The following is a 21,539-nucleotide window of genomic DNA, read 5'->3' on the forward strand; positions in this document are numbered from 1 at the left end:
TGCTGACCACCCTTTTTCATTATTCATAAGCTTTTCTTCCTTCCCAGCGGATAAACCAAACGATGCTTAGAGCGAATACAGCTATTATAGCAAACACCATGATGAAAGCCCCCTGCTTGATTTCCCCGTCTAGAACAGAACGCAGAGACGAATCAATTTGGACAAATCGGTCAATCCCCTTATACCCTGTCAGCCTGATTCCCCATGCCCAGGGATTATATTTCCAAATGACATCGCCCAATCCCGTATTCATCAGTGCTGTCATCAAAAGACCTGCCCCGCCTATTAAAATCGAAGCCCCCATTCCAAATATGCAGCTGATCAGAAAATAAATGAAATAAAGTGTGACACTTCCGGCTGCCAGCCATGCCCCAGCCTCTAAAAAAAGGGCGATTGTCAGGTTCGGCACATGAAATAGAACTTTGAGCCCCAATACATAGAGTCCAATAGCCAAGAATACCGCACACAAGTTCATGAACAGAAGCAGTGTGACTTTGCTTAAATAAGCCGTTAATTTGGGCGCCGTGCCGCCCAACAGCACTTGAAAACGGCCTGCCCGCTCCTCTAATGAAGCCGTCATTCCGCACACTATTCCAATCAGAAGCGGCAGGGCAATCGCAATTGCCTCAAAATACGTGCGGTATAATTGATATGGATCATGATCTCTGTTATAGAAATAAAGCAGAAAAACACTCGCACAGATAACCGGAACGGTCAAGTGAAGCCAAATAAAAGATGTGCGCTTTGTTTTTTGAAAATCAGCCGCAAGGCATCTGAAAAATAGCAACAAATCAAACCGCCTCCCGTTTTATCGATTTGCGATCAACGGCAGGGGAAAATGACCGCCTGGTCAGACGCGCCAAAATAGCAAATAAAACAACAGATAGAACAACAGCCGGAGGAACGACTGCCCAGCTTGTTAAAGGATCGCCATTTTCAAGAGGCACACCGTTGGGATGGATGCCAATTGTCGGACACATGACCCTGATCGGCCAGCTCCACGGATTCAGCCACCAAAAAGGACTTGATGCCGACATGATGCCCAACACGATACTGCCCAGCATATTGAACAAAACGGCAGATATAAACCCAAATTTTCGCGCTATCCATAAACAGATGGGGATCTCCCACAGTGTCGTAAGCCAAAGCAGCAGATTCGCGGCAATGACTGTCAAATGAATGCTCGAAAATTGAGGAATGACAAACTGCATCACAACCATGAACCCTAAAAAAACAGCTTGAGACGCTAAAGAATAGAGCGCAATGACGCTTATTTTTGCAGACCAGATCATATGTAAATGTACGGGAGAAGAAAAAATGCCGTTATAATTCGACGCTTTCATTTCTTTCTGGTGTGATAATGCACAAAGCAAGGCGATCATGACCGGCATCAAGATGACAGACCACCAATTATACGTACCTGCTACAAAGAATCCTGGATTCATTAAAAAGGCGAAGCAAATATTAATCAAAGGCACAATGAAGATCATCTTTCTCGAAAATGTTCTTTTAAACTTCAGGTTTTCCGCTTTTGCATAATATCCGATCATTGTTCTCCGCCTTCTTTCCCCCGCGTTGATTTGACAACATCCATAAAAAGCCGCTCGAGATCGTCCCCCTTATTGATTTTCCCCTGATATCCGAGGTATCCTCCGCTGATAATCCCGATATGGTCTGCGATCTGCTCGACTTCCGACAGAATGTGGCTTGATAAGATGACCGTCATCCCTTGCTTTGGAAATGACCTGATCAGTTCCCTTAACTCTTGTATACCGATCGGGTCGAGACCGTTCGTAGGCTCATCAAGTATGAGTAATTTAGGGCGATTTAAAAGAGCGATGGCGATTCCCAGCCTCTGTCTCATCCCCATAGAAAACTGCCCCGCTTTTTTCTTTCCGGCATGATGCATATCAACAGTTTTAAGCACCTCTGTTATTCTCGCATCAGGAAGACCCAATAATGTGGCATGCACCTTGGCATTCTCGTAGGCTGTTAAATTATCATACAGAGGCGGGGATTCTATTAAAGAACCGATGTCTTTTAATACAGACCTTTTCCATTTCCGCCCCTCAACCAAAATGTCCCCGGCAGTCGGGTTTAAGATTCCGGTTAAAAGTTTTAAAGTCGTTGATTTTCCTGCTCCATTCGGTCCAAGCAGACCGTAAATACTGTTCTTTTTAACTGACAGTGAGACGTCTGAGACCGCTTGCGACCTTCCAAACTTTTTTTGAAGATGCCTTGTTTCCAATAGAATTGTACTCATCTTAATCTCTCCTTGTTTGATCTGATCGGTACCGATATCTTAAAATACCTTTCTCAAGATTTAATCAGAATCAAACGCAAAAAACCTTCCGGTTCCCCGAAAGGTTTAGCGGCCTTTGCCTTAAGAAGGCATAAGCTCAAGATGATGATCCAGTTCGTCCTGCAGGACGGCTTCAATATCTTTAAAACGATTCGATACGGTCGAAGCGCTGACGCCGTATTTTTTTGCAAGCTTCGCCTGGGATAACGATTTTTCCGATTTGGAGATCGTATTGATAAAATACTCCAAAGCAGCTGCAAAGGCTTCTGTTTTCTTGATGACCGGCGCTTTTTTAACACAATACGATTTCCAAAGGCCGACCGCCCAGGAGACAAATGATTCAGAATGTCCTTCGTCAAGCATACCTTTCTCAAAGACAAGCGCTGTTTCTTTTTCCATCTCATTGGCCCATTCGATGTCTTCCGACCCTTGTTCAGACGGTGCACTCTCTTCCTGACGGCAAAGCTGCATTAACACATGATGAAAATCATCTCTCATCAGCTGTTCTTTTGTTCCGCCTTCTTTTGTGAAACGGCTTAAAGCATCGTTTAACCTGTCTTTGAGAGCATCCGCCATTTTTGCAGGATAGATGGTGAATTGTAAGAAGAACTCGGTATGGCTTCCAATCTTGATCGGAAAGCCGAGCACGTACTCGCCTACAAAAGGCCCTTCCCGCTTCACATTCATCCTTATGGTGAGCTCTTCATTTGTTACAGCATCCTCAAAGCGAATGCCGCCATCTGTTATATGTTTCACACGCAGCAGCGCAGGGGAGAGGTCTTTCCACGATTGAACGGCTTCCTTAGTCTGCGATCTGAGAATCGAAGAACCCTTTTTCTGTAAAAAGTCTTCGAAAATCGTCAATCCTCCGTCTGCCAACGGCCGGGAAAATACTCCCCACACGCCCAGATTAAAAACACATATCTTTTGTGCAGACTGTTCCAAGTCTGACAGAAAAGAATACTGATTAAGAAATTGATCGATTGTGTCTTTATGTTCCGTAAAAGCGAATTCCATGACGTCTTTCTGGATTTGTTTCAATTCCTGCACCGCGACAGCCGGAAACGCTCCCTCCGCTTTGCCGCAGCATTTTTTATATTTCAGCCCGCTGCCGCAGGGGCAAGGCATATTTCTCTTTACTTTTCCCACGTTTAAACCTCCGTATCTTATACTACAACTTATTTATTTTATCAAAACTTTCAGGAGGGGGAAATCCGATAATGAAAATCAGTATGATTTAGCTGAAAAGTAAAATTTTATAAAAGAGGACAAATAGAAAAAAAGACTATAAAATGGTTAGTTCTGTGTTTTTATCATCCATTTATGACAGAGGGTGTTATACATTTTGCAATACGCTGGTTTTTGGGTTAGAGCGGGTGCATGGTTGATCGATTGTGTATTGGCGGTCAGATTACACTTTTCATCCGCATTGATTTGGAGACGGATCTCCTGAGGTCGGTGCAACAGCACTGCTGGTATACGTTTTGTATCCGCTTTTGATGCCGCTGACAAAGCTCCGATGCACATTGGAAAAGCACTTTTTAGACTGATGATACAGGCCGACGGATGAAGCTATGGCAGGCTTTCGTGCGCTACTTCGTCTCATGGGTCATGAAAACAGGCGACACTGAGTAAACGATCTTTATGTATTTAAGTGCATACAGAAAAAGGGATATAAATCCCTTTTTCTATTTCCGGTATTCCAGCAGACTGATGGTCAGGAGCACAAGGAAGCACCCCAGCCACTGAATGGATGTTAAACGTTCGTTTAAAAACAAAACACCTCCGAAGATGGTAAGAACGGGGCCGATCATAGAAATGACGGCTCCCCGCTCCGCTCCTATCCGCTTCATGCCTTCCAGCATGAATAAAAAAGGAATGACCGTCGTCACCGCCGCAATGATCATAAAAAAACCATACATTGCGGGAGGATAAGAAAGCAGGATTCCCGGCTGTTTTCCTGTTGCGCGAAACAGCGCATAACCGGCCATCGCAAGACTTGCCGCCGACATTCCATAGGCATTCATCCGAATCCCGCCGATTTGACGGACAAGGCTTCCCGCCACAACAAGATAAACCGCATAGGCGACAGCGGACAATAAGATCAAAAAAGCTCCTGACAGGTTCGCTTCAAATGCTTGCACATCCCATCCGCCGACAGCCAAGAACAGCCCGGCATTCACAAGCAAGATGGCAGCAAACGTTTGACCCGAGATCATTTTTTTATTTACAAAGGCAGTGATGATCAATACGAACATGGGATAGCTCATCACAATCATCCGTTCAACGATTGCCGAAACATCATGAAGGCCGATAAAATCAAGCAATGGCGACAGAAAAAAACAAAGCAATCCGGCCGCATAAGCTTTAAAAATCTCCGCTTTTTCTGGTTTAGCCGGAAGCTTTGAACGATACACAACAAAAATCAACCAAAACAGCGGCGCCGCAAATAATTGCCGGTACAACAGCACCGCTTCCGGCTGTGCACCTTGTTCATAAGCCCATTTGACAAAAATGGATTTTGAAGCAAAACACATCGTCCCAAAGACCATAAAAACGACCCCGGCCGCTTTTCGAACGCCGCTTTGAATATGGCCGCTCTGCTCAGCTGTACTCTTCTCTGCTCGACTCAACTCGTATCACCCGTCCTTTTTATTCGTGGATATGTTTTTTTATAAAATGGAGCAATGTGCTTCCCTGGGCCGTCAAAATCACACCTTTTCCCAAACATTTTGGACAAGGCTCCGGCTCTTCTCTTCCGCTTCCATTGCAATTTGGACATGTCGTTTCCAAATCGTCCGTTGCAATCACCATTTACCATCACACCTCCGTTTCCGTTTAACATGATGCGGCCACTCCGGCCAGCCTTCCTCCATGGCCACCACCTCCTTAAAAATACAAAAAACCCCCGTCACAAAAGGACGAGGGTCTCGCGGTACCACCTTTATTAATCGCATCAACGATTCGCTTGGAACATACGGAAAGGGAACAGTCAGCCCTTTCGATACGCTTCTCTTGATAACGGAGAGAACTATCCCGGCTCCGCCTACTGTCCGTTTCAGCGAAGCGATTCAGAAGCCCATTCGGCGTCAGAAGGGCATCGGTTCACACCAGCCACCGACTCTCTTAAACCCATGCTCTGACACGTACTTGCTCTTCCTCAATATCGTTTAACCGTACATGATTTGTAAAAAATATATTACTCTGAAAATTAGCATGTGTCAATCAGCATTAAATTCTTGTTTTTTTACGAACCTTTAATATACACACGGTCAACAGACACAAAACAAGGAGATTGAATGCTGCTATCCAATAAAAATATCCAGGGATGCCTATGACGAGAAGCGGTAGTCCCAAGCTGAGAAATACACTGGCAAATGCAGCATACAGCACTTTTAGTAAGCCATTATATTTTTCTGCTTCAGATTCGCGGTCTGTATAAATCGCATTTGTTTGAACTTGACTGGGATCAGCCGCAAAGTAGTGCCAATTTAAAAACTGTGTCACATGCTTCCAGCCTGCATCCTCGTATATATGAATATATTCTTCCTGATCCAGGTTTGATGTTGTCTTATAGTCGAGCCGATATACTGTATTGCTTGGTTTTGTCTTTTCAAATATATAGATAAATAAAAAGAAGGACTTTAACATCCACCCCTGTTTTGCCATTTCATTCAGCCAGTTCTCCTCCTTCCGGTCTTGCCAAGCAAGAAAAAAACGGAATTTACGCTTTCTTTTTTTACTCATGACTTGTATCTCCCTCTTTTTGAAAAATAGATTGACTGATCGCCACTAATTTGGATAGGCGTTTAAATTCGAGTTCAATCACCTGCCATCCTTCATTCGTTAAAATATACTGCTTTCGCCGATTATCGCCGGATTTGCCTTCCTTTCTAATCAGCCCCTGCTTTTCGAGTTTGCTTAATGCACCATAAAGAGTGCCAGGCCCTAGTTTGACCTCACCCTCACTCATGCTCTCAACCCTTTGCATAATGCCGTAGCCATGTAGTGGTTGAGTTAATGACAATAATATGTAATACGTAGCCTGCGTAAGCGGTAAATAGCTTTCCGCCGTTTTTTTCTTCACTTTTCGCACCTCATTTTAAGTATGGCGTTTTTCATTTATATATCTCATGAGCAGTACAACACCTATTAGATTGAAAATGATGCTGCCGCCAAGAGCTAGTCCCCACCATACACCGTTTATTCCTGATAAAATTGCTAAATTCAATAAAAAAATTCCGCTCAAAACAAATAACATCTGTGTATTCAAATCATTCGCCTCCTTATTTTACATCGCCTTACGATATATCGACTGACGATATAATAACATATTAGAAGATTCGACACAAATCAAACACAGCATTTACCCTGCAAATCAAATAAGTGAGCACAGGCTATTGCCCAAAAGGAATAGCTCACATTAAAATTAAAAAAACCGCCTAAAAGGTCATTTCACGACCTTATCAGGCGGTTTCCAGCGATTATTCCTTATTCCTGTCAGCAAACACCGTCATGGCGTCGCACATGAACTTCGCCAAGCCGGCGCCGTATTGATCAATGTTTTTCGTAAAGCGCTCGTCAGCGACATACATTTGTCCCAGACCTTTGAAAGCTTCGAGCGAATAGCTGTGGCCGGTGTTATTGTTCAGAAAGTCGTACCATTCCTTTATAGCCGCCTGTGCTTCCTCTGAGTCTGAGGCGCCTTTTCTGAGGGCGGCGATTTTTCTGTAAATGGCATCATATTGCTGTTCCATCTTTTTCCGTTCACCTTCGGGCATGGATTCGATATAGGCCTTCGATCTGTCGACGGCTTCATCGCCCCAGCGTTCCCGCGCTTCTTCCTCATACGGGTTTTGACTGAAATCAAATCCCGCGAATTTTTCCTCGTTTGTCATGTTGATTTCTCCTTTCGCGAATTGGATCGTTTTATCGATTGTCGCAATCATTTGGTCAAGCCGGCTTCTTTTCTCCAGCAGCGCTTTGCGATGGAGCTGAAGCGCCTCATTCCTGTCAAATGAAGGGTTCTCAAGAATGCTTTTAATCTTTTTTAAAGGGAAGTCAAGCTCTCTGAAAAACAGGATTTGCTGCAGCTTTTCCAGATCGTCATCTGAATACAGCCGATACCCGGCTTCGGTCGTCTCCGACGGAGCTAATAATCCGATTTCATCATAATGATGCAGTGTGCGCACACTGATGCCGACTAAGTCGGCCACTTCCTTTACTTTCATTTTCATTTATCTGACCTCCCTTCAATATCGACTATAAAGTATCCCGCAACGTGAGGGTCAATGCGAAATTTGAAATTTTTTTTATACAAACAAAAAACCCGGCAAAATTGCTTCGCCAGGTCTTTTAAGAATTGTTCAGCAAGACTTCTTTAAGAAACGGATCATCCAGCCACTCGTTCAGCTGGCCCGCGGAGAATCCTTTTGATACATTGAGATCGATGAGCGTTCCGCCGGCATATCCGAAAGAAGCCGATCTGTCCGCAATGGTGTCCGGCCCTTTCGCCAGAACATTCTTCAGCTTCTTCAGCATGTTTTGAAAGCTCTTCTCCAAGTCGCTTTTCGGGTCTTTGGCAGAGTCAATCACTCTGATGAGTCTCTCATTTCCGCCTTCAAGCTCTCCTTTTTCATCCAAACTGACATCAGCCAAAGACAGACCGGCAATCGTTTTCAAAAACTCATTCACATGCCATTTTTCATAAGCTTCTTTATCCAGCGGCGTTCCATTTTGTTCACCGATCAGTTCCGCATGGCTCAACAGACGGGCGCCAAACCGTTTATCACTGTTATTTAAAACGGCTTCGATCCGGGTTCTTTTTTGTTCATCTTCGATGCCTTCAACTATAATCCGGTTATTTCCGTCTACATGCAATGTCAGATGTTCACTCTCGGAAAGAGAAATTCCGCTCTCGCGCAGCGTCTCATCGATCTGGCTGTTCAAACGCTGCCTGTCCACATAAAGATTATAGATCTCAAATTGAACGCCGTTCATTTGTGATCGTAATGACGGTGCATTTTTTTGAGCCGCTTCAGCCTGTTTGCTGATGGAGAGGGTGTCTGTTTGGCTGCCGGCCATTCTCTTGGAACCTGTAGTCTTAGCCGGCATCTCCGCGGCGGCAGGCTTCATCAGCTGCTCGGAATAAAGCGAAAGTTTTACCCTGTCTCTAATATTCATGGGAGCTCCTTTCATGCCAATTACATTCGATTACTTTTTATATCGGACGGAATTTGGATCTGTTTACCAGCCGTATGTTGAATCATATTGATAATTGATCTTCAGCTGCGGCGATCTCCATGTTGAACTGCTCCAAGCGAGCGAATAGTATCTCACATTCCATGTCGTTTTGACCGGAAGCGCAAGTTCAGGCTTTAGATCCGGAAACAGTGTGCCGCCGGAAACCGATGTGTGCCAAACGCCTTCTTCCTTGTTCAGAACTTCCCTGTAGGTGTGTCCGAGGCTCGGAGAAATGGTTCCCTCGGCGGAAACGCTTTTCACAGTCGCTCCTTCGGGAATGGCCGAGACATTGGCAAGATTGACGGCGGCAACCGGAGAAACGACTCCCTGTCCCGGGCTTGAGATGGATGATGGAGACAAATTCGCCGTATAAGCACCGCTCTTCATTCTGTCGATAAATTCAAGTCTGTAAAATCCCCAACCGTCATATGAACCGTCTTTAGACGTGACGACCGCAATGTACCGGCCTGTCTCCGGAACATCCAAGCGGATGATTTCATTTTGGTTTCCCGTTCTTTCAGAAGATCCTACTGCAGGATAGCCGTAAGAATCTTTAAATAAGTAAAGATCATAGTCTGTATTTGCTGGGATGTTCTTTAGGTGAATGGCAAGCTGTTCTCCCTTTGTCGCGTAAAATTTGTAATAATCTTTATCGCTTTCGCTGTGAATCGTCGCCGAAATCGTCTTGTATTTCCACAATCCTAAATCGTAAGCCTCAGCGAAAGAATTGTTGGGTTCATACTCATCTTCGTAAACATTTGCCGAAGCCGAAAATGCTGGAATCGCCATCAAAAACACACTGAACACGAAAAGAAACAAACTTTTTTTCATTTGTCATTGCCTCCCGTTTATTCATCACCATAAAGGAACTCCCTTCCTTATATCGGTAATTGAATTGGAAGTTTAATGAATATTTTATAAAATAATAGATTTTTTCCAAGTTTACTCATCCGACGGCTCTGCCACACTGCCCACAAAAAGGTTCATTCCGGATGTTTCATCAACAATCGCGAAATAAAACGGGTGGTCTGCAGTCATCGTCACTTCAGGGACGGGAGCTGATTCGATGATCTCAACCGCCGTTGCCGCGGATGCTTCGGTACCCGCTTCATCTACTTTGATAAATGTTTTATGTCTGACTTTATCAATTTGAGCGGCGCCTTCTCCGGCAAACATATTTGAAAAATCCGCGCTGCTAAACACGGTTTTCATTCCAAGCCGTTTAAGCGGTTCATTTAACATGTAGTCTGTTTGAAATGAGAAGCGCGGCAGCTTGAGCTCCACCTGTTTCATCGTCCAGCCCTTATGCAAGGCGCGCCATTGATCATACGTCATGCCAGCTAGAAGCTGTTCAAGATTTGCCGCTTTTTTCGGCAGAAAAACAGCCAATGACAGACCTTCGTCTTGAAAAGGAAGCTTGACGGCTTGAAAATGTTTGTTTTCCAGATAAGGAAAGCGGTTTGTCTGCGTCATCATGGGGTGTTTTTTTGCGGAGCCGTCCGCAGAATAAAATGGCTGTTCCGCTGTCATGTGAGGATCAAATGGATGCTTCCAGCTTTCTCTAAAATAGACGGCATTAATGATGTAGGCAATCGTATTCGACGAGACCTTGTCAACGATCTGATCAATGCGGTCTTTCGTTTTCTTTTTGACCCAGCCGTTGATTTCTTCTGCTGCCCGATTTGGATCATCATGAAGCTGATAGGCGTCGCCAAGGCCTTTGATCGCGTCTTGAAAGCTTTCTTTCAGCTCCCTTTTGGACCATATCGAATTGGCCGATGAAAATTCGCCGTGAGGCAGCGTTTCTAGCGAACGATTCACAGATTGTGACATCCTGTTGATCGATGTCATATCCGTCTGGTTGAGGTTTAAAGTGCCGAGCAGTTCCTTTCTGCTGTCTCCCGCGGCACCGTTTGCCGTCATCACAAGTGCCTGGTGAATACTGTAAGGCGAGAGGAAGATGTTTTTCCGGCTTCCTTCCTCTTTTATCATGTCTTGAAACAATGCGAGCGCAAACCGCTGTTCAGCTTCAGATAACGAGGCGTCCGTTTTTTGCGCGGATCTGACGGGGGGGGGATCGGCCTCCTTGTGCACTCCGCATCCGGCCAACAATAAAAGACCGGTCCATATCACCATCGCACTCCATTTCGATTTCAATTGTCAACACCTCCTACTGTTGTAGTGGGTTTAGCATTGGAAAACGTTACAAAAAACGGCAGCAAAAAAAGCTTATCCAATGCTGGATAAGCTTTCTGTTACTGCGCTCACTGTCCTTTAACAGCCAGTTCGCGCAAATCTTTTTTGACGATTTTGCCGAGCCTGTTTTTCGGAAGGCTGTCGGTAAAAACGATTTCAGGAATTTTATAGTCGGACAGGCGCTCTTTGCAATACGCGATAATGTCCTCCTTCTTAAGGCCGGAGCTTTCGTTTTTCACCACATACGCCCTCGGAACTTCCCCGTACATTTCATCCGGGACGCCGATGACGGCCGATTCGACGACTCCGGGCACTTGATCGATGATCTCCTCCACCTGGTCAGGATAAATGTTGTCGCCTCCGTAGACAATGACGTCTTTATACCGGCCGGTAATATATAAAAATCCGTCTTCATCAAGTTTGCCGGAGTCCCCCATATAAAACCAGCCGTCTTTCAGCACCTTTTGCGTGGCGGAAGGATTTTGGTAATACCCTTCAAAAACATACGGGCTTTTGACGACGACTTCTCCGACTTCGCCCCTTGGCAGCTCTTCATGTGTATCAGGGTCTTCGATTTTTATGCTGACTTGCGGAATCGGCTTGCCGGCTGAATTGACTTTATCCCAGCCCATGTCAGGCCGCCATACGCTGACCGTCCATGCTTCTGTGCTGCCATACCCCTGCACCATCAGGATTCCCATGTCATTGTACTCCTTAATCAGCCGCGCCGGCACCTTGGTGCCGCCGGAGACAAGCATTTTCACAGACGACAGGTCGAATGGATGTCTTTTCATTTCCTCCAGCATGTAAGTGTAGACGGAAGGAAACGCCATCATCATATGAATGTGTTTCTTCTCGATCTCCTGCAGGATTTCAAACGGTTCGGGGTCCCATAAGAAATGAAGCCCAATTCCTTCAAAAGCCGCCTGAAAAACATGGTTGAGCGAGCTCATATGATAAAGCGGATGGCTCGCTAAAAAGCGCATGCCTTTCAGCTGTTTCGATTTCACGTTCACCTCTGTCAAGTATGCGGCCAGACTGCCGTGGTTGACCATACAGCCTTTCGGATTTCCGGTCGTGCCCGAGGTGAACAGCATTAAAGCCAAATCATGCTCGGTCACCTGGTCGGCCTCCACCTCCAGCGGCCTGTTTTTAAATAGGCTCTCAAACTGTTCAGTCGTGTTCATTCCCGCACCCGCTTCAATCATCAGGCAGAACTGAAGCTGTTCGCGGAGCGGCGTTAGTATATCGGCAAATTCCAAGTCATAAAACATCACCTTCGGCCGGCAGTTGTTCAAGATTCCTTTTAATTCATACGATGTCAGCTGCCAGCTTAACGGCACGACTGTCGCCCCGATTTTAAGAGACGCCAGCAAAATGACGGGAAAATGATGATTATTTTTACATAAAACCGCGATGTGGTCTCCTTTTTGAACACCCTCCTCCAGCAGATAATGAGCCAGCTGGTTCACCCGTTGATGATACGCTTTGAACGTAAACGTTCGATCTCCTCCGGACAATGCTTCCAACCCATCTGACGTTTCCATATGATGATTGATTAATTGCTGAAGTGTACTCAAAATTTTCATCTCCAAATTTTCATTGTTTCTCACAAAACCTGGTGAGATTATGTGACGCACAAATTCATTCTAAAACAAAATATATCCATTGTAAAACTATTTCATAATAGAATTATTATCTTTATGAATTGATAACAAAAGAAATTAAATGACTCATGTTAAAATTCATAAAATCGTTTTTTGCGGAGCATTCGCTTATGATAAAATAGACCTATGTTTGTTTGACCAGCATAAAATTGCTGATCTACTACACGATGTCGGAAATGAGGAAACCTTCATGAATCACCATCGGATTGAAGCGAATCTATTGGATCATGCTTTCACGAAATATTTGCGGTCTTCAAAGAAATTGGACGAAGAAACGATTCCGAAAAGTATCACGAGCGGCAAAGGGTTTATTTTGCGTATCATTTACAGACACGGAACATGTACGATAAAGGAGATTTTACAGGAGGTCGCCCTGTCTCCATCAGCAACGACAACAGCTCTGAACCATTTGGAGAAAGAGGGCTTTGTGATCAGATCGAGAAATAACGATGACCGGCGCACCGTCTGGATCGAACTGTCGCAAGAAGGCACGAGGATCGCCGCACAAATGGTGGAAAACCGCCAGGCCTTGATCGACAAGCTCTTCGGCAAATTGTCAGAGGAAGAAAAAAAGGTTTTTTTTGCTATAATTGAAAAAATTATGATGTGAAACGGGCCGTCGATCGAAATCGACAGCCCTTTTTTTATTGTCTGACCCCAAGCGCGTCCAGCGCCATCTTCAAGTGCTCTTCTTGTTTTGTCTGCAGGGCGAACATGCCGATTTCGATGCCGTAGGCGGCCTGCAATTCCGTAATATGCTCTTTCATCCGCGGCCAGACCCGGCCCCCTTCTTTTTCATAATAAGAGATGAGCCGGGCGGTTTCGGCTTCTCCTAAAATCGTCTCGTATAATAGAAAATCTTTTGCCGGGTCGGCGATTTTCGCTTCCGTCCAATCCAACAGCCCAGTTATGCTCTGATGCTGGTCAATTAAAATATGCGGGGGATGCAAGTCGCTGTGGATAAACGCAGTATGTTCAGGCCAATACGAGTCGTCGGACAGCCACTTTTGCCATCTTTCCCAGAGCTCGCCGCTAACCCCGAGCTCTCTTTTGATCTGTTCCATCTGCTCTGCTTTTGACCGCCTGACGCCATCCGGATTCATCACATGCATGCCCGCTTCTTCTGCGGCTTTATGATCAATGCTGTGCAATAGCGCGAGCGTTTTCGCCAATGACTTGACAAAGGCTTCAGCCGGAGGCTCATGATCCATGTTCCATACGTAATTCTTCACCTCCATGTCAATGACCGCGGCAGGAACCCCCGGAAGCTCCGGATATGCAATCAGTTCGGGAGTATGAATGCGCCAATCCGGCACAGCGGCGGGAAGATGGTTTTGCAGCAGCTTCAGCACTTTCCCTTCATACACTGCTCTTTCAATCACATCGTCGCGCCGCGGTTTTCTCAAGACCCATCTCTTGCCTGCTTCATCTTCGGCAAAGACGACTTGAAAATCCATGCCGGACTCGTTGATTTCCGCATGCTTTCGTTTCAGCCGAAGGCCGTGTTTTTCCGCAAGTTTTAATATTTGTTCAATTTGTTCATTTACAATTGTCATATACGATTTTCCCCTTTACTGAAGGTTTTTAATAAAAAAAAGCACAGGTCGTCTGCCTGCGCTGGAAAGTAAACGGAAAAAGATAATATGACAAATAAACTGAAGGCAAGCTTCAGATAAGCTATTTTTAAAGGCAAAAAAAGAGGCGCTGGAATCCGCGCCTCTCCCTCTGTTATTGCATAAAGGGTCCCCTAAAAACAGGCAGACTGATCCCGATTACCCTGCACACAGGCAGAGACTTTGTTCACGATTTAGTTAGCGAGGACAAAGTTCAATCGGAATCTGATGTATGCCATTTGGGAAATCCCTCCGTTCTTTAAAGTTATCCTTATTTTAACAGGTGGCAGGGTGACCCGCAACGCAAAATTCAATTATTAAGAAAATCAAACTGATAGAGGAAACCCATATGTTCCTGCCTAACTAATAATTAACACCCGTTCGGCGCTTTAATTCTCTTAGCCAAGCCGTATCCCCGGTTCCATAGCTTTTCTTTTGCCCTGTATCCCGCAAAGATCCGTTGCTGTAGTCAATAGATAAGATAAAATCCGGAACAGAATCATATCCGGCTTCTGCAAGTCTGTTCAGCTCTGCTCCATAATGAGCGATTGCGAAATGAGCCGTTTTCTTTTGGACAGGGTCCTTCTCCAGCTCTTCTTTATACACATCTAACAAATCACGGCCGTCAGGTGTTACATATCGGCCATCAACCACTTCCAAGTCCTTCAGGTGATAGCCTGTCACCTCATATATCTCGCGAACCGTGTGATATTTTTGCTGCGCTTCTTTGGAATATTGGGCTGAATCGCTGCTCAAGCTTTTCATGATATGCAGAAATAACTGTTTGCTGTTTTCTCCTGATTGCAATATATGTTCAAGTTGATGGATGAGCTGCCCATCATCAGTTCCGCTCACTTTTACTTGATAATCAATCGGTGAAATTGTAAAGGTGAGCGCCGTATCCGCAGGAATGGCAATATGATATTGATCCAGCAGCGCTTGAAGCTGTTTGTTGACTTGGCTGCGCTGATATATTTTCTCATTCTCCGCCTCTACTTCCCCATTAAAATTCACATTTCGAAACGCGGCATCCTGCATATTATAGTTTTGCGCTTTTCCTTTGAACAGCCACTCAGTTTCATTGTCATATGCAGCTTGTCTTTCTGCTGCCGACAGGTCATTTCTGAAATAAGGGGAATTGGAATTTTTGTATTTATCCTTAATATAGCCTAAAGGATCAGGTTTCGTTTTGTTCATTGCATTGATTTTGCTGTATTTTTCATCTAAGATTTTTTTCCTGATATCACTTTCTGACTCATAGGGGTTTTGGGCATTGATCTTCGTTTCTTCCACAGTTTGATCATTTGCTGCTTCGTATGCCCGCCTGAAAGCTTCGGCATGATTCACAATACTGTCCTTTGAGTAGTTCAGCTTACTCAAACTTTCCTTCGATGGTCTTCCCGCTTGACTGCTGGCCTTCTTCGCAAAGGCAGTGATATCGGAAGAGACATTTTTTACAGTTGTATCAGCCGCATTCCTTTTCAACATATTCTGAATCATCAGCTGTGTACGGATGTATTGACTATTGAGACGCATTGGGTACCTCTCCTCAATTCTTTCTATAATCCCTATATCGGCTTGATTATGTTTATATTAACCTTATTAAACAGTAATTTACATAGCACCCTCATCAATTTGGATGAAAAATCAAAAGGCATCCGAAAAAACGGATGCCATTCCTTATTTCTAATCTTCCCTGTCACTTTTATTCCGTATCCGCTCAATCACCTCATGCAGTCCCTCAGGTTTATAAAATTCCACCGGAGAACTGCCCTTTTCAAAGGAAATCGTCTCGGCTTCTATCAGCGCGACATAGCGCCCGTTTACCTTGGCAAGGTGGATCGAATCTCCGAATTCAGCCAGCAGTCCTTTAATCTCGGTTGCTCCCAGCTTCATTTTCAGCTCTGCCTCAGGCATATGCTCAACGATCTGGGCGGAGGCTTCGATGACTTGATGGGTGTCGAGGCGTTCCTGAATCTCCCGCTTTTCGCTCGCTTCCCAGATTTCGAGATCATGTTCAAACTGCTGGAGTTCTTCGCTTTTGTCTTCAAATGCTTCGTACACATGCTCCTGCACCATGTTCATCACTTGGGACTTCATGATTTCCGGCATCGACTCGCCGTACTCGACGAATTTTAAGAAGTCTTCAAAGTAGCGGGCGTGCGAGGCCTGGTGGATTTTCACTTCGCTTTCCTCTGTCATGCCCTCTTCAGGCATGTGCGGATACTGGATCGATTTCATGTTTTTCGTCGTGATCGCCATTTCGACCTTGCGGATCAGCGATGATTCATCGGCGATCGAAGCGACCTTCGGTTCAAAGTCGCACTTCATGACAAAGACAAATGTATCATCGAAGTATTTGCGCGGTACGGCTGTCGCCACCAAAAAAACGCCTCCCCTGACGGCGCTCGTGTCGAGGTATGTGCGGACGAACTGTTCGCTCAGCTCATTGAATTCTTCCTTTGTCTCCGCCAGTTTTGTTTTGTGAAACAGATTGTAGTTCGGATTAGAATCAAGCTCATGCCCCGGCTCTGTGATGAAGCGGCCGATTTTCGTCGGCACCTGCTCTGATTTCGGATGGCGTTCGGCTTTCCGCTTCACGATTTTTTTCAATTCCCCGTCTAAGAAATCCTTCAGTTCGCTGGTTTCAAATTCCTCTGTATCCAGCGTCTGAAAATGTTTATATTGCTTGTTGGCCTGCTCATCCTTGCCGTCGACCTGAATGACGTAAAAAGAAATATAGCGAATTTCAAATTCCATGACATGTTCACCCGTTTTCCTTGTTGTTTCAGTTCTTCAAGTATAGGTAAATGCCTGGAATCCGTCAATTTGCACCTTCACTATATAATTGATCCATTATAATACATCTTCCCGGTCAATTTTTCGGATCGACCAAAACGCAATAACAATCCCGATTACAGCCAATGAAACAGGAATATAAATAATAGAAGCAATTGAAAATCCAGGACTTTGCTGACCGATCAGCGCAATCAAAATGCAGGATGTCACAATAGTGGCAGGAACGGATTGTTTGCGCATCCCAAAGTATAATGGAATAAAACTCAACCCTGTTGAAGAAGCAGCGTAAATGAGCATACTGCCAATCTCATTTCCAATGGCTTGCAGCGTCAGTTTTTCCGGGCTGAATTGATAGATATCATTGAGCTGCGAGAAAATAAACGCAAGAATCAGTTCGGACACGATCATTGTCAAGAAGGTCAATCCGCCGGTGAGCAGCAGTTTTGCGGCGATCAGTTTTTTTCGGCTGACCGGATATGTAAACATGACCGTGATGGTTCTGTTTTTATACTCTCCGATGATCAGTTTGGCAATCAGCACGCCTGCAAAGACAATAAACACAGACCTTACAAAAGTTCCGAGAAGCAGCAGCGTGGATCCCGCGTCAGCCATCGCCATTTGGTCTTGAGTAAGATTTTTTTCCTCCGATCCGATCAGGCACAAAAAACCGAGTATACATAGATTTGCAATCACTGCACCTTTGTAATACCACCCTAGTTTCGTTTTTTTAAACTCCAATTTAATTAAATTCAGCATTGAACTTCAACTCCGTTAAAATACATCTATTTTTTCGATCCGCCTTACTGCCAAAAAGGAAAAAATCAGACCGACAGCGGCCAGAGATAAAGGAATATAAACAATTGAAGAAATGGAAAAGTCCGGGCTTGTGGAACTGATCAACATGCTGATCACGACAGACGAAATGATCGTTGCCGCAGCGGAGTGCTTCCGCATTCCGAAAAAGATGGGCACTAAACTCGTTCCTGCGGCGCCAAAAGCAAAAACGATCATTTTCAGAGCCTGCTGAGAAACCATAGAAGCTGTTAATTCGCCGGGGATGACCCCATAGATTGAATTCAGCAGAAAAAAAGCAGCGGCAACGCATGCATTTGATATCAATATCGTAATGAAAGTCAGCCCGCCTGCGATCAGCAGTTTAGCAGCCAGCAGTTTTTTTCGGTTGATCGGGTACGTAAACATCACAAGTATTGTCTTGTTTTTAAACTCTGAAATGATTAATTTTGAAATCAGCACGGCTCCAAAAATGATAAAAACCGCTCTGACGAAAGTGCCGATCACAAGAAATGTTTCATCAATCGTTTGGAACGTATCCTTGCCTTCTGTGAAGGTCACCATCCACAGAAAACCGAGGATGATGAAATTGGCAAAAACGGCTCCGCGTACATACCAGCCAAGCTTCATCTTTTTCATTTCGATTTTCAATAAATTCAGCAAGCATCTCCGCCTCCTTATGCGCTGGCCGCATTGCCGTTGATTAAGCTGAGGAAGTAGTCCTCAAGCGAAGTATGCTTTTTATTCATGGACTCAATTTCTATATCATTCAAAATCAGAGCTTTAGAAATGGCTGTTTGAGAAGCTTCGGCATCATAAATTCGGATCGTTTTATCATTTAGTATTTTAAAATTAGCAATCTGAAGCTCATGTTCAAGCACAAAGCAAGCCCGCAATTGATTCGGCGTCACGAGTTCAATGTAATCTGTGTTCCGGCCTCTTACGCTTTCCATCGATACTTCTTCAACAAGCCTGCCGTCCCGAATCACTCCGATTGTATCTGCAATCTGCTCTACTTCGTTCAGGATATGGCTTGAGATGAGCAATGTCATTCCATATTCTTTGCTCAATACTTGAAATAAGTTTCTGATTTCTTTAATCCCGATGGGATCAAGGCCATTAATCGGTTCATCTAAGATGAGCAAGTCGGGTTTGGTAAGAATGGCACGCGCGATTCCAAGACGCTGCTTCATACCAAGCGAGAATGTTTTGACAGGTTTGCTGTCGATATTTTTTAAATTCACCATGTCCAGCACTTCCTGAATCTTGGCTTTATTGTGATATCCCATATACTCACAGTGCAGATTTAAATTTTCATTGGCTGTCAGATTTTCATAAAAAATCGGGTATTCGATCATGCTGCCTATTTTGCCGAGAATCTCGTATGATTGATTTGTCAGCTTATGCCCGAGAATATTGATTTCCCCGCTTGTCGGTTTTACGAGGCTCGTCAGCATCTTCATGACGGTCGTTTTCCCGGCTCCGTTCGGGCCGAGAAAACCGTATATTTCTCCCTTTCGTATATGCATGCTTACATTTGACACAACTTCTTGACCTTTGAATGTCTTGGTAAGCCCGCTTGTTTGTACGATGTAAGTCAACTCTGTTTCCCCTTTCCTGTCTTTGCTATGTGTCTATTGTAGCGATGGACGCTGTCTTTTTTATTTCTTGTTTCTTAAGAAATTCTTACGTTTGCTAATAGGTCATTCGTTTTAGCGTGATGGAAAACGCTGTCCGTTCATACGGCTTGCTTTGGAGAGAGATGCCCCCTCCCATTTTCTCAATGAGCCTTTTTGTAATTGTTAAGCCGAGCCCGCTTCCCTGGAACGCTTTATTTCTCGATTCCTCAAGGGTGTACAGCCTTTCGAACACCCGCTGCTGATCATACTCGCCAATCCCTTTCCCACGGTCCCAAACCGTAATAACAATCTGCGTGTCATCATATGTAAGGGACAATCCGATCAGCTTTCCATCTGCACCATATTGAATCGCATTTGATAAAAGGTTTTGCAGAACCCGGTCAAGCGCTTCTTCATTTCCATGTGCATAAACCGGGGTATCCGGGATGTCGATGACAGCTTTAAAACCTTTTGCCTGAACGGCATCATAGTGTTGGAGAATGTTTTTTCTGCATATTTCGTTGATATGTATTTTCGTGAGCAGTATTTGCTTATCTTCTGATTCGAGTTTGGCCAAGTCGAAGAAAGAATTCATCAGCTGAATGATTTCGCCTGTTTTTTGATAAAGTTTTTCCAGCAGCCTTTCACGCTCTTCTTCCGCCATATCCGAGTCATTTTGAATCGCCTCGATATATCCGAGCACAACAGTCAGCGGGGTTTTCAGATCATGGGACATATTGGTCAGCATTCGTTTCATTGACTGCTCCGTTTTTGCAAAGCGGGCTGTTATGCGTTGACGCTCCTCAACAAACAGGTTCATTTGCACGAGCAGATCCCGCAGTACTTTATCATCCGTTCCTAATAAAATTTGATCAGCCGCCTGCTCATTTAGCATCATACTGAGCTTTTCCGTGATGTACTTCAAGTTTTGGTCCCGCTGTTTTTTCATTTTATATTGAACGATATTGAGAGACGCCAAAATCATCAGCATGCCAATCCATAACATTGTCATGCTAAAACTCTCCTAATTTATAACCGATGCCCCAAAGCGTTTTAATATATTGCGGAGAGGAAGGATCATCCTCTATCTTTTCCCTCAAGCGCCTCATATGGACGTTAATAATATTTTGATCGCCAAAATAATCCTCATTCCAAACCGAACGATAGATTTGTTCTTTTGTGAATACTTTTTTAGGGTTTGTCACAAACAAGGTCAGCATCTTCCATTCCGTTGATGTCAGCTGAAGCGGTTCACCATTTTTTTGTACGGATACATTTTCTATATCAATCGTAAGCTCGTGAATACGTACTAGTTTTTGATTTGCCGGCTCACTGGCGGAATACTGCGTTGCGCGCCGAATGGCGGCTTTTATTCTTGCAGTCAGTTCGATCATCGAAAACGGCTTGGCAATATAATCATCCGCACCAAAACCCAGCCCCAGCGCTTTATCGACATCCCCGTCTTTTGCAGAAATCATTAAAACCGGGACCTTGCTCTGTTCACGGATCAATTTCAGAAAATCCATCCCGTTCAGTTTAGGAAGCATGATGTCGAGCAGAATCACATCATAATTGCCCTGCTGAAACAAGCGAACGCCCTCTTCTCCGTCAAAAGCAAGCACGACCTCAAACCCTTCTTTTGTTAAATAATGATCGACCATTTCACTGATCGAATGATCATCTTCAATAAGCAATATGCGCTGCATCTTGTTCACCCATCCTTTTCAACATAAAAACACACGTGCAATTACACTCATTGTAATTGAAAAACGTGTGTTTTTTACAAAAATTATTTATATTTCTAGTTGAATCCTCTTGTAGCTTCCGGATCTATTGACTGATACCAATCTACTTTCCCACTAACACGAATCAAGTCACAGGCGCGGGGTTGTACAAACACAAGTCATTGGAACAAAAAAATGACCTCTGATGTCAGGGGTCATCTTTTATTGATCAAGGGGCTTATTCTTTTTATAGTAAAGTGTTACGTTTTGCTTCCGCAAAGTTTCAATCATGTCATGATAACTGTTTGCAAACTGCTCGTTGTCTGATTTCATCCGGGTGATGACGGTTTTGCGGTTTTCACTTTTGTGATCTAATTCTTCTTTAATTTTCGTGATCATCATACCTTTTTGCCCTTCGATTTCGCTTTTTAGCACTTTATCAAATTCTTTCAGTTCTTTTAAAACGCTTTTCAGCGGCGCGTTCAGCCGGGCCGCTTTATCCTTTGCTGAAATACTGCTTAAAAACATATATGTCGCTGAAACTGTTTCAGTTTCCTCCAATAACGGTTTTACCATCTTAATCC

24 protein-coding genes and 1 other annotated feature are annotated in these 21,539 nt (G+C 44.3%); of the genes, 1 reads left to right on the forward strand and 23 read right to left on the reverse strand.

Annotation, left to right across the window (positions count from 1 at the left end; translation table 11 throughout):
• Positions 1 to 19 precede the first annotated feature (19 nt).
• The 14 genes from ACH97_RS05795 to ACH97_RS05855 all read right to left on the reverse strand — a co-directional run bounded on the left by ACH97_RS05795 (position 20) and on the right by ACH97_RS05855 (position 12,321).
• A complete protein-coding gene (locus ACH97_RS05795; RefSeq protein WP_020450026.1) occupies positions 20 to 790 on the reverse strand; it encodes a lantibiotic immunity ABC transporter MutG family permease subunit in 771 nt (256 codons plus the stop codon).
• 1 nt (position 791) lies between these two features.
• Positions 792 to 1,550, reverse strand: coding sequence for a lantibiotic immunity ABC transporter MutE/EpiE family permease subunit (locus tag ACH97_RS05800; RefSeq protein WP_023857778.1), 759 nt, complete (start codon positions 1,548 to 1,550; stop codon positions 792 to 794).
• Positions 1,547 to 2,263 (reverse strand): lantibiotic protection ABC transporter ATP-binding protein, encoded by a 717-nt coding sequence (locus ACH97_RS05805; RefSeq protein WP_020450024.1) that lies wholly within the window; start codon positions 2,261 to 2,263, stop codon positions 1,547 to 1,549. Before ACH97_RS05805 ends, ACH97_RS05800 begins: the two co-directional genes overlap by 4 nt.
• A gap of 120 nt (positions 2,264 to 2,383) precedes the next feature.
• Positions 2,384 to 3,451 (reverse strand): YecA family protein, encoded by a 1,068-nt coding sequence (locus ACH97_RS05810; protein WP_020450023.1) that lies wholly within the window; start codon positions 3,449 to 3,451, stop codon positions 2,384 to 2,386.
• A 539-nt stretch (positions 3,452 to 3,990) separates the two neighbouring features.
• Positions 3,991 to 4,935 carry a DMT family transporter gene (locus tag ACH97_RS05815; protein WP_041817142.1) on the reverse strand — a complete coding sequence of 315 codons (945 nt, stop codon included), beginning with the start codon at positions 4,933 to 4,935 and terminating at the stop codon, positions 3,991 to 3,993.
• Positions 4,936 to 4,954: 19 nt separating this feature from the next.
• Positions 4,955 to 5,116 (reverse strand): anti-TRAP regulator RtpA, encoded by a 162-nt coding sequence (locus tag ACH97_RS05820; RefSeq protein ID WP_020450020.1) that lies wholly within the window; start codon positions 5,114 to 5,116, stop codon positions 4,955 to 4,957.
• Positions 5,117 to 5,216: 100 nt separating this feature from the next.
• Positions 5,217 to 5,475 (reverse strand) — a binding site (T-box leader).
• A 58-nt stretch (positions 5,476 to 5,533) separates the two neighbouring features.
• Positions 5,534 to 6,049, reverse strand: a complete 516-nt coding sequence (locus tag ACH97_RS05825) for a DUF2812 domain-containing protein (protein ID WP_020450019.1) — start codon at positions 6,047 to 6,049, stop codon at positions 5,534 to 5,536.
• Complete coding sequence (locus tag ACH97_RS05830; RefSeq protein WP_048350149.1) at positions 6,042 to 6,389, reverse strand: PadR family transcriptional regulator; 348 nt, start codon at positions 6,387 to 6,389, stop codon at positions 6,042 to 6,044. The genes ACH97_RS05825 and ACH97_RS05830 overlap by 8 nt, the downstream gene beginning before the upstream one ends.
• Positions 6,390 to 6,404: 15 nt before the next feature.
• A complete protein-coding gene (locus tag ACH97_RS23385) occupies positions 6,405 to 6,575 on the reverse strand; it encodes a hypothetical protein (protein ID WP_155273789.1) in 171 nt (56 codons plus the stop codon).
• Between the two features lie 211 nt (positions 6,576 to 6,786).
• Positions 6,787 to 7,539: a MerR family transcriptional regulator gene (locus ACH97_RS05835; protein WP_020450017.1), complete on the reverse strand. Its 753-nt coding sequence runs from the start codon at positions 7,537 to 7,539 to the stop codon at positions 6,787 to 6,789.
• A gap of 118 nt (positions 7,540 to 7,657) precedes the next feature.
• A complete protein-coding gene (locus ACH97_RS05840) occupies positions 7,658 to 8,485 on the reverse strand; it encodes a DUF4885 family protein (RefSeq protein WP_020450016.1) in 828 nt (275 codons plus the stop codon).
• Positions 8,486 to 8,548: 63 nt separating this feature from the next.
• A complete protein-coding gene (locus ACH97_RS05845; RefSeq protein ID WP_023857769.1) occupies positions 8,549 to 9,376 on the reverse strand; it encodes a PPC domain-containing protein in 828 nt (275 codons plus the stop codon).
• Between the two features lie 111 nt (positions 9,377 to 9,487).
• Positions 9,488 to 10,702 carry a serpin family protein gene (locus ACH97_RS05850; protein ID WP_023857768.1) on the reverse strand — a complete coding sequence of 405 codons (1,215 nt, stop codon included), beginning with the start codon at positions 10,700 to 10,702 and terminating at the stop codon, positions 9,488 to 9,490.
• Between the two features lie 107 nt (positions 10,703 to 10,809).
• Positions 10,810 to 12,321, reverse strand: coding sequence for a class I adenylate-forming enzyme family protein (locus ACH97_RS05855; protein ID WP_020450013.1), 1,512 nt, complete (start codon positions 12,319 to 12,321; stop codon positions 10,810 to 10,812).
• A gap of 277 nt (positions 12,322 to 12,598) precedes the next feature.
• On the opposite strand from ACH97_RS05855, the gene ACH97_RS05860 reads away from it, so the two are divergent.
• Positions 12,599 to 13,018: a MarR family winged helix-turn-helix transcriptional regulator gene (locus ACH97_RS05860; protein ID WP_020450012.1), complete on the forward strand. Its 420-nt coding sequence runs from the start codon at positions 12,599 to 12,601 to the stop codon at positions 13,016 to 13,018.
• A 34-nt stretch (positions 13,019 to 13,052) separates the two neighbouring features.
• On the opposite strand, the gene ACH97_RS05865 is transcribed toward ACH97_RS05860, so the two are convergent.
• The 9 genes from ACH97_RS05865 to ACH97_RS05905 all read right to left on the reverse strand — a co-directional run bounded on the left by ACH97_RS05865 (position 13,053) and on the right by ACH97_RS05905 (position 21,531).
• Positions 13,053 to 13,964: a macrolide 2'-phosphotransferase gene (locus ACH97_RS05865; protein WP_020450011.1), complete on the reverse strand. Its 912-nt coding sequence runs from the start codon at positions 13,962 to 13,964 to the stop codon at positions 13,053 to 13,055.
• A 420-nt stretch (positions 13,965 to 14,384) separates the two neighbouring features.
• Complete coding sequence (locus tag ACH97_RS05870) at positions 14,385 to 15,557, reverse strand: DUF4885 domain-containing protein (RefSeq protein WP_043054031.1); 1,173 nt, start codon at positions 15,555 to 15,557, stop codon at positions 14,385 to 14,387.
• Between the two features lie 150 nt (positions 15,558 to 15,707).
• Positions 15,708 to 16,781 (reverse strand): DUF3900 domain-containing protein, encoded by a 1,074-nt coding sequence (locus ACH97_RS05875; RefSeq protein ID WP_020450009.1) that lies wholly within the window; start codon positions 16,779 to 16,781, stop codon positions 15,708 to 15,710.
• A gap of 96 nt (positions 16,782 to 16,877) precedes the next feature.
• Positions 16,878 to 17,576 (reverse strand): ABC transporter permease, encoded by a 699-nt coding sequence (locus ACH97_RS05880; protein WP_023857763.1) that lies wholly within the window; start codon positions 17,574 to 17,576, stop codon positions 16,878 to 16,880.
• Positions 17,577 to 17,591: 15 nt separating this feature from the next.
• On the reverse strand, positions 17,592 to 18,275 hold the full coding sequence (locus ACH97_RS05885) for an ABC transporter permease (protein ID WP_020450007.1): 684 nt from the start codon (positions 18,273 to 18,275) through the stop codon (positions 17,592 to 17,594).
• Between the two features lie 14 nt (positions 18,276 to 18,289).
• On the reverse strand, positions 18,290 to 19,213 hold the full coding sequence (locus ACH97_RS05890) for an ABC transporter ATP-binding protein (RefSeq protein ID WP_023857762.1): 924 nt from the start codon (positions 19,211 to 19,213) through the stop codon (positions 18,290 to 18,292).
• A gap of 94 nt (positions 19,214 to 19,307) precedes the next feature.
• Entirely contained in the window at positions 19,308 to 20,243 is a 936-nt protein-coding gene (locus tag ACH97_RS05895) for a HAMP domain-containing histidine kinase (protein WP_023857761.1), read from the reverse strand.
• A gap of 1 nt (position 20,244) precedes the next feature.
• Positions 20,245 to 20,925: a response regulator transcription factor gene (locus ACH97_RS05900; protein WP_095323705.1), complete on the reverse strand. Its 681-nt coding sequence runs from the start codon at positions 20,923 to 20,925 to the stop codon at positions 20,245 to 20,247.
• Between the two features lie 252 nt (positions 20,926 to 21,177).
• Positions 21,178 to 21,531 carry a hypothetical protein gene (locus ACH97_RS05905; RefSeq protein ID WP_020450003.1) on the reverse strand — a complete coding sequence of 118 codons (354 nt, stop codon included), beginning with the start codon at positions 21,529 to 21,531 and terminating at the stop codon, positions 21,178 to 21,180.
• Positions 21,532 to 21,539 lie beyond the last annotated feature (8 nt).

Origin of the sequence: Bacillus paralicheniformis (assembly GCF_001042485.2) — a bacterium.
In the GTDB taxonomy this organism is placed as follows: domain Bacteria; phylum Bacillota; class Bacilli; order Bacillales; family Bacillaceae; genus Bacillus; species Bacillus paralicheniformis.

Bases quoted from the DNA above. Each gene is read 5' to 3' on its own strand.
- ACH97_RS05800 (WP_023857778.1), bottom strand. From the start codon at position 1,550: ATGATCGGATATTATGCAAAAGCGGAAAACCTGAAGTTTAAAAGAACA.
- ACH97_RS05805 (WP_020450024.1), bottom strand. From the start codon at position 2,263: ATGAGTACAATTCTATTGGAAACAAGGCATCTTCAAAAAAAGTTTGGA.
- ACH97_RS05820 (WP_020450020.1), bottom strand. From the start codon at position 5,116: ATGGTGATTGCAACGGACGATTTGGAAACGACATGTCCAAATTGCAAT.
- ACH97_RS05825 (WP_020450019.1), bottom strand. From the start codon at position 6,049: ATGAGTAAAAAAAGAAAGCGTAAATTCCGTTTTTTTCTTGCTTGGCAA.
- ACH97_RS05835 (WP_020450017.1), bottom strand. From the start codon at position 7,539: ATGAAAATGAAAGTAAAGGAAGTGGCCGACTTAGTCGGCATCAGTGTG.
- ACH97_RS05840 (WP_020450016.1), bottom strand. From the start codon at position 8,485: ATGAATATTAGAGACAGGGTAAAACTTTCGCTTTATTCCGAGCAGCTG.
- ACH97_RS05845 (WP_023857769.1), bottom strand. From the start codon at position 9,376: ATGAAAAAAAGTTTGTTTCTTTTCGTGTTCAGTGTGTTTTTGATGGCG.
- ACH97_RS05860 (WP_020450012.1), top strand. From the start codon at position 12,599: ATGAATCACCATCGGATTGAAGCGAATCTATTGGATCATGCTTTCACG.
- ACH97_RS05865 (WP_020450011.1), bottom strand. From the start codon at position 13,964: ATGACAATTGTAAATGAACAAATTGAACAAATATTAAAACTTGCGGAA.
- ACH97_RS05870 (WP_043054031.1), bottom strand. From the start codon at position 15,557: ATGCGTCTCAATAGTCAATACATCCGTACACAGCTGATGATTCAGAAT.
- ACH97_RS05875 (WP_020450009.1), bottom strand. From the start codon at position 16,781: ATGGAATTTGAAATTCGCTATATTTCTTTTTACGTCATTCAGGTCGAC.
- ACH97_RS05880 (WP_023857763.1), bottom strand. From the start codon at position 17,576: ATGCTGAATTTAATTAAATTGGAGTTTAAAAAAACGAAACTAGGGTGG.
- ACH97_RS05895 (WP_023857761.1), bottom strand. From the start codon at position 20,243: ATGACAATGTTATGGATTGGCATGCTGATGATTTTGGCGTCTCTCAAT.
- ACH97_RS05905 (WP_020450003.1), bottom strand. From the start codon at position 21,531: ATGGTAAAACCGTTATTGGAGGAAACTGAAACAGTTTCAGCGACATAT.